Annotated in this window: 14 protein-coding genes; 9 read left to right on the forward strand and 5 right to left on the reverse strand. The window is 65.0% G+C overall.

Annotated elements, in window-relative coordinates:
- Positions 1–78: 78 nt before the first annotated feature.
- Positions 79–2,799 carry an aconitate hydratase AcnA gene (acnA, locus tag IVB26_RS37875; protein ID WP_247969928.1) on the reverse strand — a complete coding sequence of 907 codons (2,721 nt, stop codon included), beginning with the start codon at positions 2,797–2,799 and terminating at the stop codon, positions 79–81.
- Between the two features lie 240 nt (positions 2,800–3,039).
- On the opposite strand from acnA, the gene ccmA reads away from it, so the two are divergent.
- From ccmA to IVB26_RS37900, 5 genes are all read left to right on the forward strand, one after another.
- A complete protein-coding gene (gene ccmA / locus IVB26_RS37880) occupies positions 3,040–3,642 on the forward strand; it encodes a heme ABC exporter ATP-binding protein CcmA (RefSeq protein ID WP_247969929.1) in 603 nt (200 codons plus the stop codon).
- 232 nt (positions 3,643–3,874) lie between these two features.
- A complete protein-coding gene (ccmB, locus tag IVB26_RS37885) occupies positions 3,875–4,543 on the forward strand; it encodes a heme exporter protein CcmB (RefSeq protein WP_061880182.1) in 669 nt (222 codons plus the stop codon).
- A 106-nt stretch (positions 4,544–4,649) separates the two neighbouring features.
- Positions 4,650–5,444, forward strand: coding sequence for a heme ABC transporter permease (locus tag IVB26_RS37890; protein ID WP_247969930.1), 795 nt, complete (start codon positions 4,650–4,652; stop codon positions 5,442–5,444).
- The gene (gene ccmD / locus IVB26_RS37895; RefSeq protein WP_247969931.1) at positions 5,441–5,623 is read left to right on the forward strand and encodes a heme exporter protein CcmD; all 183 of its coding nucleotides are present in this window, start codon (positions 5,441–5,443) and stop codon (positions 5,621–5,623) included. Before IVB26_RS37890 ends, ccmD begins: the two co-directional genes overlap by 4 nt.
- A complete protein-coding gene (locus tag IVB26_RS37900; protein WP_247969932.1) occupies positions 5,620–6,213 on the forward strand; it encodes a DsbE family thiol:disulfide interchange protein in 594 nt (197 codons plus the stop codon). The genes ccmD and IVB26_RS37900 overlap by 4 nt, the downstream gene beginning before the upstream one ends.
- Positions 6,214–6,368: 155 nt before the next feature.
- Here the strand turns inward: IVB26_RS37900 and IVB26_RS37905 are convergent, their stop codons facing one another.
- Together IVB26_RS37905 and ftsY are read right to left on the reverse strand one after the other, a co-directional pair.
- The gene (locus tag IVB26_RS37905; protein WP_247969933.1) at positions 6,369–6,971 is read right to left on the reverse strand and encodes a septation protein A; all 603 of its coding nucleotides are present in this window, start codon (positions 6,969–6,971) and stop codon (positions 6,369–6,371) included.
- Between the two features lie 126 nt (positions 6,972–7,097).
- Positions 7,098–8,045, reverse strand: coding sequence for a signal recognition particle-docking protein FtsY (ftsY, locus tag IVB26_RS37910; protein ID WP_247969934.1), 948 nt, complete (start codon positions 8,043–8,045; stop codon positions 7,098–7,100).
- A 61-nt stretch (positions 8,046–8,106) separates the two neighbouring features.
- Here ftsY and IVB26_RS37915 point away from each other — a divergent pair, with 61 nt between their 5' ends.
- Positions 8,107–8,808: an RluA family pseudouridine synthase gene (locus IVB26_RS37915; protein ID WP_247969935.1), complete on the forward strand. Its 702-nt coding sequence runs from the start codon at positions 8,107–8,109 to the stop codon at positions 8,806–8,808.
- A 239-nt stretch (positions 8,809–9,047) separates the two neighbouring features.
- Positions 9,048–10,157: a DUF2336 domain-containing protein gene (locus IVB26_RS37920; RefSeq protein ID WP_247969936.1), complete on the forward strand. Its 1,110-nt coding sequence runs from the start codon at positions 9,048–9,050 to the stop codon at positions 10,155–10,157.
- Between the two features lie 134 nt (positions 10,158–10,291).
- On the opposite strand, the gene mtaB is transcribed toward IVB26_RS37920, so the two are convergent.
- Together mtaB and dapF are read right to left on the reverse strand one after the other, a co-directional pair.
- Positions 10,292–11,545, reverse strand: coding sequence for a tRNA (N(6)-L-threonylcarbamoyladenosine(37)-C(2))-methylthiotransferase MtaB (mtaB, locus tag IVB26_RS37925; protein WP_247969937.1), 1,254 nt, complete (start codon positions 11,543–11,545; stop codon positions 10,292–10,294).
- The gene (dapF, locus tag IVB26_RS37930) at positions 11,545–12,420 is read right to left on the reverse strand and encodes a diaminopimelate epimerase (protein WP_247969938.1); all 876 of its coding nucleotides are present in this window, start codon (positions 12,418–12,420) and stop codon (positions 11,545–11,547) included. The genes mtaB and dapF overlap by 1 nt, the downstream gene beginning before the upstream one ends.
- Positions 12,421–12,643: 223 nt before the next feature.
- Between dapF and IVB26_RS37935 the strand changes: the two genes are divergently transcribed.
- Positions 12,644–13,423, forward strand: a complete 780-nt coding sequence (locus tag IVB26_RS37935) for a GyrI-like domain-containing protein (RefSeq protein WP_247969939.1) — start codon at positions 12,644–12,646, stop codon at positions 13,421–13,423.
- Between the two features lie 5 nt (positions 13,424–13,428).
- Positions 13,429–14,145 (forward strand): SIMPL domain-containing protein, encoded by a 717-nt coding sequence (locus IVB26_RS37940; protein WP_247973374.1) that lies wholly within the window; start codon positions 13,429–13,431, stop codon positions 14,143–14,145.
- Positions 14,146–14,215 lie beyond the last annotated feature (70 nt).

The following is a 14,215-nucleotide window of genomic DNA, read 5'->3' on the forward strand; positions in this document are numbered from 1 at the left end:
GCGCGGTAAGCGCGCTTTGCGCTGTTGTTCGAGCATGATCTTTCCGGAAAACCGCTGCGCACTTTTCCGGATCATGCTTTAGGCCGCGAGCTTGCGCAGCACGTAGTGCAGAATGCCGCCGTTCCGGTAGTAGTCGAGCTCGTCCAGCGTATCGATGCGGCAAAGCAGCGAAACGCGCTGCAACGAGCCGTCGCCGGAGACGATCTCCGCGGTCAGCTTCTGGCGGGGCTTCAGTTCGCCGACGAGACCGCGCAGCGTGACCTTCTCGTCGCCCTTGAGGCCGAGCGACGACCAGGAGGTACCCTCCTCGAACGTCAGCGGCAGCACGCCCATGCCGACCAGGTTGGAGCGGTGGATGCGCTCGAAGCTCTGGCAGATCACGGCGCGCACGCCGAGCAGACGCGTGCCCTTGGCAGCCCAGTCGCGCGAGGAGCCGTTGCCGTATTCGGCACCGGCGAACACCACCAGCGGCACCTGCTCCTGCTGGTACTTCATCGCGGCGTCGTAGATCGACATCTGCTCGCCGTCGGGCCAGTGCTTGGTGAGACCGCCTTCCGGAATGTTGCCGTCGGCGCCCTTGAGCATGAAGTTCTTGATGCGGATGTTGGCGAAGGTGCCGCGCATCATCACTTCATGGTTGCCGCGGCGCGTGCCGTACTGGTTGAAGTCGGCCGGACGCACCTGGTGCTCGCTGAGATATTTTCCGGCGGGCGAGGTAAGCTTGATCGAGCCGGCCGGCGAGATGTGGTCGGTGGTGATCTTGTCGCCGAACATGGCGAGGATGCGCGCCTCGACGATGTCGGTGACCGGCTCCGGCTCCTTCTTCATGCCGTCGAAATAGGGCGGGTTCTGCACGTAGGTCGAAGACATGTTCCAGCGATAGGTCTCGCTCTCGACCGTCTTGATCTTGCGCCAGTTGGTATCGCCCTTGAACACGTCGGCATACTTCTTCTTGAAGATCGACGCGGTCACGAACTTCTTCATGAAGGCGTTGATCTCCTTCGTCGTCGGCCAGATGTCCTTGAGGTACACCGGCTTGCCGTCCTTGCCCTCGCCGAGCGGCTCGACCGCGAGGTTCTTGGTGACGCTGCCCGCGAGCGCGTGGGCGACGACCAGCGGCGGCGAAGCTAGATAGTTCGCCTGCACGTCCGGCGAGACACGGCCTTCGAAATTGCGGTTGCCGGAGAGCACGGCAGCCGCGACGATGCCGTTGTCGTTGATGGACTTCGAGATCTCCTCAGGCAGCGGACCGGAATTGCCGATGCAGGTGGTGCAGCCGAAGCCGACCAGGTTGAAGCCGACCTTGTCGAGATCCTTCTGCAGACCGGAATCGGCGAGATAGCCCGCGACGACCTGGCTGCCCGGGGCGAGCGAGGTCTTCACCCACGGTTTTGCTTTCAGGCCCTTCGCGGCGGCATTACGAGCCAGCAGACCGGCGCCGATCAAGACGCTCGGGTTCGAGGTGTTGGTGCAGGAGGTGATGGCGGCGATCACGACGTCGCCATGACCGATCTCGAAGTTCTTGCCTTCGACGGCAAAGCGCTTCGCCGGCTCTTCGGCCTTCTTGTACTCGGTGCCGAGCGCAAGCGAGAAGCCTTCGGCAACCGACGGCAGCGCGATGCGGCCTTCGGGGCGTTTCGGACCGGCCATCGACGGCACGACGTCGGCGAGATCGAGCGTCAGCGTTTCCGTGAACACCGGATCGGCCGACTTGGCAGTGCGGAACAGCCCTTGCGCCTTGGCGTAGGCCTGCACCAGCGCAACGCGCGGCGCGGCGCGCCCCGACGTCTTGAGATAATCGATCGCGGCGGCATCGACCGGGAAGAAGCCGCAGGTCGCGCCGTATTCGGGCGCCATGTTGGCGATGGTGGCCTTGTCGGCAACGGAGAGATTGTCGAGGCCGGGGCCGAAGAATTCGACGAACTTGCCGACGACGCCGAGCTTGCGCAGCATCTGCGTCACGGTCAGCACGAGGTCGGTCGCGGTGACGCCTTCCTTCATTGCGCCCTTCAGCTTGAAGCCGACGACGTTGGGCAGCAGCATCGACAGCGGCTGGCCGAGCATGCAGGCTTCCGCCTCGATGCCGCCGACGCCCCAGCCGAGCACGGCGAGACCGTTGACCATGGTGGTGTGGGAATCGGTACCGACCAGCGAGTCAGGGTATGCGACCTCGAAGGTGCCGGTCTTCTTGCCGACCGTCATCTTCTCCTTCTTGGTCCAGACCGTCTGGGAGAGATATTCGAGATTGACCTGGTGGCAGATGCCGGTACCGGGCGGCACGACGGAGAAGTTTGTGAACGCCTTCTGGCCCCACTTCAGGAACTCGTAGCGTTCCTGGTTCTGCTTGTATTCCTCGGCGACGTTCTTGCCGAAAGCCTTGTTGTCACCGAAGAAGTTCACGATCACGGAGTGGTCGATGACGAGATCGACCGGTACCAGCGGATTGATCTTCTCGGCATCGCCGCCGAGCTTCTGCATCGCGTTGCGCATCGCGGCAAGGTCCACCACCGCGGGCACGCCGGTGAAGTCCTGCATCAGCACGCGCGCCGGGCGGAAAGCGATCTCATGCTCCAGCGATTTCTTGCGCAGCCATTTCGAGACGGCGACGATGTCCTCTTTCTTGACCGAACGCCCGTCCTCGTTGCGCAGCAGATTCTCGAGCAGCACCTTCATCGAATAGGGAAGTTTGGAAATTCCCTTCAGACCATTCTTCTCGGCCGTGGGCAGGCTGTAATAGACATAGGTCTTGGCGCCGACCTTGAGGGTCTTTTTGCATTTGAAGCTGTCGAGCGAGGTCATGTAGGAAATCCCAATGGTTAGTTATACCCGGCAGGGTATCTTAACACCGTCAGCGTATCAGGCTGGGCCGCTTGCAGGGGCAGGTTGAGTTGCTGCATCAAGTAGTTCCGGGCTTATAGAAGCTTTCTAACCGCACCGCCACAGCCACAATCGTGCCGCAGCAATCGCGAGCCAAAAATTCCCATGCGCTACCCCAAGTTTTCCTGAGGCCCGGCTTTGAGTGACTTGAAACGAGGCGAGATGCAGCTCTCCGGACACGGGGTCGCCTGCGTGCGCGGCGGCCGCGAGGTGTTTGCCGGGCTCGATTTCGAGGCTGTCGCTGGCGAAGCCGTGGCCGTCGTCGGGCGCAACGGATCGGGCAAGACCTCGCTGCTGCGGCTGATCGCGGGCCTGCTGGTGCCGGCGGGAGGCAGGATCGCGCTGGAGGGCGGCGATGGCGAGCTGACGCTGCCCGAGCAGTGCCACTATCTCGGCCATCGCGATGCCCTGAAGCCGGCGCTCAGCGTGGCGGAAAATCTGGCATTCTGGGCCGATTTTCTCGGCGGCGAGCGCCTGGACGCGGCCGAAAGTCTCGCCACCGTCGGGCTCGACCATGCCACCCATCTGCCCGCCGGCTTCCTGTCCGCCGGCCAGCGCCGCCGGCTATCGCTGGCTCGTCTGTTGACCGTCCGCCGCCCGGTCTGGCTGCTGGACGAGCCAACCAACGCGCTCGACACCGCTGGCCAGGACATGTTCGGCGGCTTGATGCGCCAGCATTTGGCGCACGGTGGCCTGATCATCGCGGCGACCCATGCGCCGCTAGGGATCGAATCGCGGGAGTTGCGGATCGGGGAAATGACATGAGGCGGAGGGACCCTCAGTTTTTCGAACGGCAAAGCTCCGCTCTCGCACCCAGGAAGCAGCCATTGCCGCAGACTCCCTCGCCTCTCCCGCTTGCGGGAGAGGTCGGCGCGCAGCGCCGGGTTAGGGTTCTCTCCTCTGGGGGAATCTTCGTTGTCGAGACACCCTCTCCCCAACCCTCCCCCGCACGCGGGGGAGGGAGCGCACCGCCGTTGGAGCGCGAAAGGGCCATCCCATGACCGCCCTGTCCGCCCTCATTCGCCGGGACATCCGGATCGCGCTCCGCGTTGGTGGCGGCGCGCTGATCGGCGTGCTGTTCTTCCTGACCGTGGTGGTGCTGATGCCGTTCGCGGTCGGGCCGGATCTGGCGCTCCTGTCGCGGCTGGGGCCGGCCATTCTCTGGCTCGGCGCGCTGCTGGCGAGCCTGCTCACCCTCGACCGGCTGTTCATGGCCGACCACGAGGACGGCTCGCTCGACCTGATCACGATGAGCCGGACGCCGCTGGAACTCGCCTGCGCCGCCAAGGCGCTGGCGCATTGGCTGGCCGCTGGCCTGCCGCTGATTGTCGCAACCCCCGTGCTCGGCCTCTTGCTCAACCTCGACATGGTTGCGACCGGGGCGGTGGCGCTGACGCTGCTGGCGGGCACCCCGGCCCTGACGTTTACCGGCATGATCGGCGCGGCGCTGGCGGTGACACTGCACCGCGGCGGACTGCTGATGGCGGTGCTGGTGCTGCCGCTGTCGATTCCCGTCCTGATTTTCGGCGTGGCGGCCTCGCAGGCCGTGATCGTCGGTCCCATGACGTTCGGCGCGCCGTTCTCGATCTTGTGCGCGCTGTCCCTGGTCAGCCTCGTGGTCGGCCCCTTCGCAGCCGCAGCGAGCTTGCGGCATGGACTTGACTGAGATGGGCGCGATTGAGATGGGCTCGACTGACCTTGACCCCGATCAACTTTCGTCCCTCGCTTTCGTGCTGATTGCCTGAGCGGCCACCGATGATTATCACGGTACCATGTCACTGATCGACCTCGCCAACCCGACCCGGTTCCTCGCGCTGACAGCGCGGGTGTTGCCGTGGCTCGCGGCCGCGACAATCATCCTGCTCGCGATCGGCCTCTACCAATCCGCAAACGCGCCGGACGACTATCAGCAGGGCGCGACCGTCAAGATCATGTTCATCCACGTGCCCAATGCCTGGCTGTCGATGTTCGTCTGGGGCGTGATGAGCATCGCCTCCCTGGGCACGCTGGTGTGGCGTCATCCGCTGGCGGACGTTGCCGCCAAAGCCGCAGCGCCGATCGGCGCCTCCTTCACCTTCCTCGCGCTGCTCACGGGCTCGCTGTGGGGCCGGCCGATGTGGGGCACCTATTGGGAATGGGATGCGCGGCTCACCTCGGTGCTGATCCTGTTCCTGATGTATCTCGGCCTGATGGCGCTGTGGCGCGCAGTCGACGATCCCTCGCGCGCGGCGCGCGCCGCCGCCGTGCTGACCCTGGTCGGCGCGATCAACCTGCCGATCATCAAGTTCTCGGTCGACTGGTGGAACACGCTGCACCAGCCGGCCTCGGTGATGCGCATGGGCGGCTCGGCGCTGGACAAATCGTTCCTGATTCCGCTGCTGGTGATGGCGATCGCATTCACGCTGCTGTTCGTCACGCTGCACCTGGCGGCGATGCGCAACGAGATCCTGCGCCGCCGCGTCCGTTCCCTGCAGATGATGCAGGCGAGCCGTGTCGCGTTCTCGAGCGAAGCGGGCACCGGTTCGCGCGGACAAAACGCGTCGAAAGAAGTTGGGGCCGCAGGATGATGTCGCTCGGTCCTTATGCATCCTTCATCGTGACGTCCTATGCCGCAGCGGCCGTCGTGGTCGCGATCCTGATCGGCTGGATCGTGCTCGACCATCGCAACCAGACGCAGCGCCTGCGCGAGCTCGACCGCAGCGGCATCACCCGCCGCTCCGGCCGCGGCGCCATGGACGCGTCATGAGCGAACAATCGACCTCCGCACCGCCGCAGCGCCGCACCTTCCTGATGGTGCTGCCGCTGATTGCCTTCATTGGCCTTGCGATGCTGTTCTGGTTCCGGCTCGGCAGCGGCGATCCCTCGCGGATTCCCTCCGCGCTGATCGGCCGCCCCGCGCCGCAGACCGTGCTGCCGCCGCTCGAGGGATTGCAGGCTGACAACGCGCCGGTGCCGGGGCTCGATCCTGCCGCCTTCAAGGGCAAGGTCAGCCTCGTCAATGTCTGGGCGTCCTGGTGCGTGCCTTGTCATGACGAAGCACCGCTCCTGACCGAACTGGCAAAAGACAAGCGCTTCCAGCTGGTCGGCATCAATTACAAGGACGCGGCCGACAATGCGCGCCGCTTCCTCGGCCGCTACGGCAACCCGTTCGGCCGCGTTGGCGTGGACGCCAACGGCCGTGCCTCGATCGAATGGGGCGTCTACGGCGTTCCCGAGACCTTCGTCGTCGGGCGCGAAGGCACCATCGTCTACAAGCTGGTCGGCCCGGTCACGCCGGACAATCTGCGGACGGTGTTGTTGCCGCAGATGGAGAAGGCGTTGAAGGCGGGAAGCTGATTGCCGCTCTCGTGCCGCACACTCAACTGTCATCGCCCGACTTGATCGGGCGATCCAGTATTCCAGAGACGTCAATCGTTTACGGAGAGGCCGCGGCGTACTGGATGCCCCGGTCAAGCCGGGGCATGACAGCGGTATGTGGGGCGAACGCTTCGCTACCCCTTCCTGACATCGCCCGCTTCGGCCTCGCTTGCCTCCAGCGACACCGGCTCGAGGTGATAGCGCTTGGTCAGCGGCATCTGGGCGATGGCGAAGATCATCGTGATCGGGGTCACGCCGAACACCTTGAAGTTGACCCAGAAGTCCGTGCTTTGGGTGCGCCAGACGATCTCGTTCAGGATGGCCATGCCGGCGAAGAACAGCGCCCAGCGCAGCGTGAGGATGCGCCAGCCCTGCGGCGTCAAATTGAACATCTGGTCGAACATCACGGCGATGAAGGAGCGGCCGAACAAAAGGCCACCGCCGAGGATCGCGGCGAACAGGCCGTAGATGATGGTCGGCTTGACCTTGATGAAGGTCTCATCGTGCAACACCAGCGTCAGCGTGCCGAACACCAGCACGATCACGCCTGTGACGATCGCCATGATCGGGATGTGACGCGTCACCACATAGGACGCGACCATCGCCGCCACGATCGCGACCATGAAGGCGCCGGTGGCCGCGAACAGATTGAACTTGGCATTGACGAAGAAGAACACGAGCAGCGGACCGAGCTCGGTCGCCAGCTTGAACAGCGGATGCGGCTGGGTCTTGTCCATTACCTGACCTTCGTTGCTGTCATCACCCGCGAAGGCGGGTGATCCAGTATTCCGAGGCGCCTCGATCGATAACTGGCGGCGCGGCGTACTGGATGCCCCGCCTACGCGGGGCATGACAAAAGAAACCTATGACTCGATTCCAGCGATGGCGCGGGCGAAGTCGCGCGCGGTGAACGGCGCGAGATCGTCGACGCCTTCGCCGACGCCGATGAAATGCACCGGCAGTTTGAATTTCTCCGCGAGCGCCACCAGAATGCCGCCGCGCGCGGTGCCGTCGAGCTTGGTCATCACGAGGCCGGTGACCCCCGCGGTGCGATGGAAGGCCTCGACCTGCGACAGCGCATTCTGGCCGACGGTGGCGTCGAGCACCAGCAGCACGGCATGCGGCGCAGTGTCATCCACCTTGCGGATCACGCGCACGACCTTTTCGAGCTCGTTCATCAGCTCGGCCTTGTTTTGCAAGCGACCGGCGGTGTCGATCAGGAGCACGTCGACGCTCTGTTCCTTCGCCGCGGTCAGCGCGTTGAAGGCGAGGCTCGCCGAATCCGAGCCCTGCGCCCCGGCGATGACCGGTGTCTTCGTGCGTTCGCCCCAGACCTTCAGCTGCTCGATCGCGGCTGCGCGAAACGTGTCGCCGGCGGCCAGCATCACCTTGCGGCCTTCGGATGCGAATTTTTGCGAGAGCTTGCCGATCGTGGTGGTCTTGCCGGAGCCGTTGACCCCGACCACCAGAATCACGAACGGCTTCCTGGCCGTGTCGATTTCCAGCGGCCTCGCCACCGGCGCCAGCACCTTCTCGACCTCGGTCGCGACGACATCCTTCACCTCGTCCGCCGAGATCGCCTTGTCGTAGCGGCCGGTGCCGACCGCATCGGCAATCCGGACCGCGACGGAAGTGCCGAGATCGGCGCGCAGCAGCACATCCTCGATGTCATCGAGCATGGCGCGGTCGAGCTTGCGCTTGGTGACGAGGTCGGCGACCGCGGTCCCGAGCGAGGACGAGGTGCGCTTCAGCCCGTTGGACAGGCGGCGCCACCAGCTCAGCTTGGGGGGATCTGACGTGGTATCGTTCATGGTGGCGGTGTGTTAGCCGTTCCCGCTGTTAAACGAAAGACTTGACCCGAAGGTCCTGCAATTGCTCGATGTTCCCGAATTGACAGCCGATGAGATCCTGGCCCGCGTGCTCCATCGCGACGGCTTGATGCTGATCATCGACAAGCCGTCCGGCCTGCCGGTGCATCGCGGCCCCAAGGGCGGCGCCAATCTGGAGGACTCCTTCGGCGCGCTATGTTTCGGCCTGCCGCGGCCGCCGGTGCTGGCCCACCGGCTGGACAAGGACACCTCCGGCTGCCTCGTGCTCGGCCGCCATCGCAAGGCGACGGCCTCGCTCGGCCTCCTCTTCAAGCACGGCAAGATCGGCAAGACCTATTGGACCGTGGTCGAGGGCGGCCCCACCGAGGACGAAGGGACCATCGACATGCCGCTCGGCCGGCTCAATGCCGAACGCGGCTGGTGGCAGAAGCCCGACCCCGAGGGCCAGAAGGCGATCACGAACTGGAAGGTGATGGGCCGGGGCGAGGGCTTTGCCTGGCTCGCCATGGAACCGGTCACGGGGCGGACCCACCAGCTGCGGGTGCATTCGTCCGCGACCGGCTGGCCGATCTTCGGCGATAACATTTACGGCAACGGCCCGCGCTTCGGCGAGCCGAAGCTGCACCTGCATTCCCGCGAGATCGTGGTGCCGATCTCCCGGAACAAGGAGCCGATCCGCGTCGTCGCGCCGGCCCCGCCCCACATGCACGAGAAGCTCCGTGCCTGCGGGTGGAACGGGGAATAGTGTTAACCTCTCCCGCTTGCGGGAGAGGTCGCACCGAAGGCGCGGGTGAGGGCTTTTTCCTCATGGGGGTTATCCCATTGCGGAGACACCCTCTCCCCAGCCCTCTCCCGCAAGCGGGAGAGGGAGCCCACTGCCCTCGCCGCGAGGCCCCCATGGTTTACCAAACCTTCAGTGCTCGCCTCTAATGATAGCGGTTGCTTAGAACAACTTCTGTAACCGCTCAGGACGAGCAAGGCGTGATGTCCAAGGCCGAGCTATCGATCATCGACGAGGTCGAATCCGCCATTCGAGCAGGCTCGGCGGAAAAGGGCCTGGAAACCGCCCGGCGCGTCACCGATCTGTTCCTCTCCTCCGCCGGCAGTTTCGACGACGAGCAGATCGCGCTGTTCGACGAAGTGCTCGAGCGCCTGATCGGCACCATCGAGCTGCGCGCACTTGCCGACATGGGCGCACGCATCGCGCTGGCCGAGATCAGCGCACAACTGGCGCCGATCGCGCAGGCGCCGCCCTCCGTGATCCGCCGCCTCGCCAGCAATGACGAGATCCGCATCGCCGGTCCCGTGCTGCAGGAATCCGCCCGCCTCGACGACGGCGAGCTGGTGAAGATCGCATCATCCAAAGGCGAGCCGCATCTGCTTGCGATGGCTGGCCGCTGGTGGCTGAAGGAGATCGTCACCGACGCGTTGCTGGCGCGCCGCTATCCCAGCGTCAACCGGCGGCTCGCCACCAATCCCGGCGCGCGCGTTTCCGGAAACGGATTCGCCGTCATGGTCGGGCAAGCCGAGGCGGACCCCGAACTTGCCGTCAGCATCGGCGTCCGCGTCGACCTGCCGTCGGAGCTGCGCCGCCGATTGCTGCAATCGGCGACCGATGCCGTGCGCGCCCGCCTGTTGTCGCGCGCGCCGCCGCATCTGTTCGAGGAAATCCAGAGCGCGATCACGGCCATCGCCGTCGGCGTCGAGCGCGAGATGTCGGGCGTCCGCGAATTCGAAGGTGCCAAACGCGCGATTGCAATGCTCAAGGCAACCGGCCAGCTCAATGAGGCGACGCTGTTCGGCTTCGCCAGGCAACGGCGTTATGAGGAGACCGCCGCCGCGCTGGCAGCGCTGTCCGGATCGACGGTCGAAGTCATTCGCCCGCTGATGCAGAGCCTGCGCGACGACGGCCTGCTGGTGCCGTGCAAGGCGGCGCAGCTCAGCTGGGAAACCACCACCGCCGTGCTCGAAAGCCGCTTTGCGACCGGCGCGATGAAGCCGGCGGATCTCGCACGCGCGCAAGGTCACTATGCGCACATGGCGCCGGAGAATGCGCGGCGAACGCTGCGGTTCTGGCAGGTGCGGGCGTCGTAGGCGAGTACTGTTCGCCAAACTAACGGTGTCATCCTCCGCGAAAGCGGGGGATCCAGTATTCCAGAGACGTCAGTGAGATTCGGAGAAGCCGCCGCGTACTGGGTCGCCCGGTCAAGCCGGGCGACGACAGCGCGCTAGACAATCAACCGCTCACCATCACTGCCGGCGATTCTGAGCGGCACCACGCTCCCGACCCGCTCGCCCGCAATCGCCACCGGCAGATAGTGCTGGGTGCGGCCTGCCCCCTCGCTCTCGATCAACACATCCCGCGTCGCGCCGTTCTCCGCTTGCAGTCTTCGCCGCAATGCCGCTTCGCCAGCCGCGCGCAGCCGCTTCGCGCGTTCCTTGATCGCACCGCCCGCAACCTGCGGCATCTTTGCAGCCGGCGTGCCGGGACGGGGCGAGTAGGGAAAGACGTGCAGGAATGTCAGGCCGCATTCTTCGACGAGATCGAGCGAGCGTGAAAACATCTCCTCGCTCTCGGTCGGGAAGCCCGCGATGATGTCGGCGCCGAAGGCGATGTCCGGGCGCAGCCGGCGCACCTGGTCGCAGAACGCGATCGCATCCTGCCGCGAATGCCGCCGCTTCATGCGCTTCAGAATCATGTCGTCGCCGGATTGCAGCGAAAGGTGCAGATGCGGCATCAGCCGCGCATCATCAGCGATGGCATCGAGCAGATCGTCATCCGCCTCGATCGAATCGATCGAGGAGATGCGCAGGCGCTTCAGCTCCGGCACGTGCCGCAAAATCTGCTTCGTCAACATGCCGAGTTTCGGCGCGCCGGGCAGGTCGGCACCGTAGCTGGTGAGGTCGACGCCGGTCAGCACGATCTCGGCATGGCCGCGCTCGGCCAGTGTCCGCACCTGCTCGACCACCGCGCCCATGGGCACCGAGCGCGAATTGCCGCGACCGTAGGGAATGATGCAGAAGGTGCAGCGATGGTCGCAGCCATTCTGCACCTGAACGAATACGCGCGGCAGGCCACTCGCATAGCCGGCGATGAGATGCGGCGCCATCTCCCGGATAGCCATGATGTCGCTGACGGCGATCTTCTCGCTGGTACCGAGATCGAACGCATCGCGGGCCTCGCGCCAGGCCTGCCTGCGCATCTTGTCGTCATTGCCGACGACGCGATCGACCTCGGTCATATCGGCGAACATGCCGCTTTGCGTCTGCGCCGCGCAACCGGTGACGACGATGCGCGCACCCGGCCGTTCGCGCTTCAGCTTGCGGATCGATTGCCGGGCCTGCGCCACCGCCTCATTGGTGACGGCGCAGCTGTTGATGACGATGGTGTCGACGAGGCCCGCGCCCTCGGCCTCACGGCGGATCACCTCGGCCTCGAAGGCATTGAGGCGGCAGCCGAAGGTGACGATGTCGACGGCCATCAGCCAACCGGCGCGAACAGCGCCGGATCGAAGGTGTCCTCATATTCGAAGGTCGCTGTGCCCGTCATCAGCACGTGGTCGTCGCGCTCGCGCCATTCGATGCCGAGCTTGCCGCCGGGCAGCGTGATCTCGACATTGCGCTCGACACGCTTCAGGCGCGCCGCGGCAACCGCCGTGGCGCAGGCCGCCGAGCCGCAGGCCTTGGTCAGGCCGGCACCGCGTTCCCAGGTGCGGATCGTGATGTGCTTATCATCGACGATATGGGCGAGCGTGATGTTGGCGCGCTCCGGGAAGATCGGATGGTTTTCGAGCAGCGGACCGAAACGCTCGAGATCGTAGGCATGGACGTCGTCGACCCAGAAGATCGCATGCGGATTGCCCATGCTCACCACGGAGGGCGAATGCAGGATCGGCTTGTCGATCGGCCCGATCTGCAATTCGATGTAGCGGGTGTCGCGGAACTCTTCCGCCAGCGGAATGTCCTGCCAACCGAACTTCGGCGCCCCCATGTCGACGGTGTAGAGATCCGGCGCGGGACCCTGCCAAGCATTGAGTAGCCCAGCTTCCGTCTCGAACGTCGCATTGGTCTGGCCGCTCTTCTCGAAGATCCGGCGGACCACGCAGCGCATGCCGTTGCCGCAGGCGCCGGCCTCCGAGCCGTCATTGTTGTAGATGCGGATGAAGGCCTCGGTGCCGCCGAGCCGCGGCTTCTGAAGCACCATGAGCTGGTCGTAGGCCACGCCGCCGTTCGCGGACGCCACCGCGCGCGCGTCGTCCGGCGTCACCTTTGCCGTGGACTCGCGCATGTCGACAACGACGATCTCGTTGCCGATGCCGTTCATCTTGGCAAATGCGTGGTTGGCCAGCGCGCTCATGAAAATTCCCGAATTTCGCCTGCCTTATATGGCCATCATTGCCGGCTTGGCCAGTGTTTTGCCACCGGTCGCCAAGGGGCTGTCAGGAGGCCTGCCATGACGCATCTGTCATGGGACGAATTTGGCGCTCGCGTGTTAGAACGGCGCGTTCGCGCGAGCCGGGGCGCGGCCGGGCGCAAAGACGGATTTAGGCCTTGGTGGTTAAGGCCTTGGGGAGAATAAAATGTTCAGGTTTCGTCGTCTCGCTCTGGCCGCGCTGATCCCGGCAGCGGCCTTGTCGCTTGGCCTGCCTGAGGCTCTGGCGCAGACCCCGAGCCCGGCACCGGCCGCCTCGGCAAGTCCCTCGCCGGCCCCATCGGCGTCCCCCGCTCCGGCCGCAAGCGCCTCACCGGCGCCTGCGGCAACGCCCTCACCTGCGCCATCGCCGGCGGCTAGCGCTTCGCCTGCCCCGACCACGTCGCCCTCGCCCGCAGCCAGCGCCTCCCCCAGCCCGGCGACTCCGCCGCCTGCCGCGGCCGCAACGCCCGCTCCGGTGCAGACCGCCGATCCCTTTGGCCTCGAGACCGCGCTGGAGTCCAGGAAGGTCGTGATGGTCAAGGGCACTGCCAATTGGGATTCGGCCTTCGACACGCTGGTCGACGCCTTCAAGGCGCTGAACACGCTGCTGGACAAGCAGGGCATCAAGCACGCCGGCAATTCGATGATCGTTTACACCTCGACCGACGACACCGGCTTCACCTTCCTGGCCGAGATCCCGGTCGATCAGGATCCCAAGAGCTTGCCCAAGGACATGAGCATCGGCAAATCGCCGGAGGGCAAGGCGCTGAAATTCGTCCATCGCGGTTCCTACGACAACATGGACAACACCTATGAGGCGATCACCAATCACCTCGACGACAAGAGACTGGAAGCCAAGGACACCTTCATCGAGGAATACCTTACCGATCCCCTGAAGACCGCTGAGGACAAGCTCGTGATCAACGTTTTCGTGCCGCTGAAGTGAGAATGATGAAAAAGCCTGCCGTACTCGTTACTTCCCTCGCCACCGTTTTCGTCACGCTGTTGGCAGCACCTGCGCTCGCCGATGATTTCCCGTCCGCCATTTCGGTGAGCGGCGAGGCCCATGTTTCCGTAGCGCCGGATCTCGCGCAGATCGATGCCGGCGTTGCCAATGACGCCAAGACGGCGAAGGAAGCTTCCGATGCCAACAACGCGGCCATGGGCAAGGTGCTGCTGGCGCTGAAGGGCGCCGGCGTTGCGGAGAAGGACTACCAGACCTCGCGGCTATCGCTGCAGCCGCAATACGGCCAGAACAAATCTACCGGCGCATCTCCGGTGGTCGGCTTCCGCGCCTCCAACCGCGTCACCGTAAAAATTCGCGACGTGACCAAGGTCGCCGGCATCATCGATACGCTGGTCAGCGCCGGTGCCAACGATATCGGCAATATTTCCTTCGAGGTGACGCAGGCCTCAAAGCTGCTCGACGATGCCCGCGAGCAGGCGGTCGCCGATGCACGGCGCAAGGCCGAAGTTTACGCCCGGGCCACCGGTGTCACGCTGGGTGCGCCGCTCAGTGTCACGGAAGGCGGTGGCCCAGTGCCGCTGTTCAAGGGCCGCATGGCGGCGCCGATGGCGGCAGCGCCCCAGGCCGCGGTCGCGCCGGGCGAGGAAACGCTGTCGGTGACGGTGAATGTGAGCTGGGCGATTAAGCCCAAAGAGCAATAGGTCTCGTGTCCCGGACGCGCTGCGGCACGCAGTGACGCTGCGCAGAGCCGGGACCCAGGAAGCAACACGG

Source organism: Bradyrhizobium sp. 195 (genome assembly GCF_023101665.1).
GTDB lineage: Bacteria > Pseudomonadota > Alphaproteobacteria > Rhizobiales > Xanthobacteraceae > Bradyrhizobium.

What these genes read in the sequence shown, in the direction of transcription:
- ftsY (WP_247969934.1), bottom strand. Translation starts at nt 8,045, where the DNA reads ATGAACGATACCACGTCAGATCCCCCCAAGCTGAGCTGGTGGCGCCGC.
- IVB26_RS37935 (WP_247969939.1), top strand. Translation starts at nt 12,644, where the DNA reads ATGTTCAGGTTTCGTCGTCTCGCTCTGGCCGCGCTGATCCCGGCAGCG.
- IVB26_RS37890 (WP_247969930.1), top strand. Translation starts at nt 4,650, where the DNA reads ATGTCACTGATCGACCTCGCCAACCCGACCCGGTTCCTCGCGCTGACA.
- ccmB (WP_061880182.1), top strand. Translation starts at nt 3,875, where the DNA reads ATGACCGCCCTGTCCGCCCTCATTCGCCGGGACATCCGGATCGCGCTC.
- mtaB (WP_247969937.1), bottom strand. Translation starts at nt 11,545, where the DNA reads ATGGCCGTCGACATCGTCACCTTCGGCTGCCGCCTCAATGCCTTCGAG.
- IVB26_RS37940 (WP_247973374.1), top strand. Translation starts at nt 13,429, where the DNA reads ATGAAAAAGCCTGCCGTACTCGTTACTTCCCTCGCCACCGTTTTCGTC.
- ccmD (WP_247969931.1), top strand. Translation starts at nt 5,441, where the DNA reads ATGATGTCGCTCGGTCCTTATGCATCCTTCATCGTGACGTCCTATGCC.
- dapF (WP_247969938.1), bottom strand. Translation starts at nt 12,420, where the DNA reads ATGAGCGCGCTGGCCAACCACGCATTTGCCAAGATGAACGGCATCGGC.
- acnA (WP_247969928.1), bottom strand. Translation starts at nt 2,799, where the DNA reads ATGACCTCGCTCGACAGCTTCAAATGCAAAAAGACCCTCAAGGTCGGC.
- ccmA (WP_247969929.1), top strand. Translation starts at nt 3,040, where the DNA reads ATGCAGCTCTCCGGACACGGGGTCGCCTGCGTGCGCGGCGGCCGCGAG.
- IVB26_RS37900 (WP_247969932.1), top strand. Translation starts at nt 5,620, where the DNA reads ATGAGCGAACAATCGACCTCCGCACCGCCGCAGCGCCGCACCTTCCTG.
- IVB26_RS37920 (WP_247969936.1), top strand. Translation starts at nt 9,048, where the DNA reads ATGTCCAAGGCCGAGCTATCGATCATCGACGAGGTCGAATCCGCCATT.
- IVB26_RS37905 (WP_247969933.1), bottom strand. Translation starts at nt 6,971, where the DNA reads ATGGACAAGACCCAGCCGCATCCGCTGTTCAAGCTGGCGACCGAGCTC.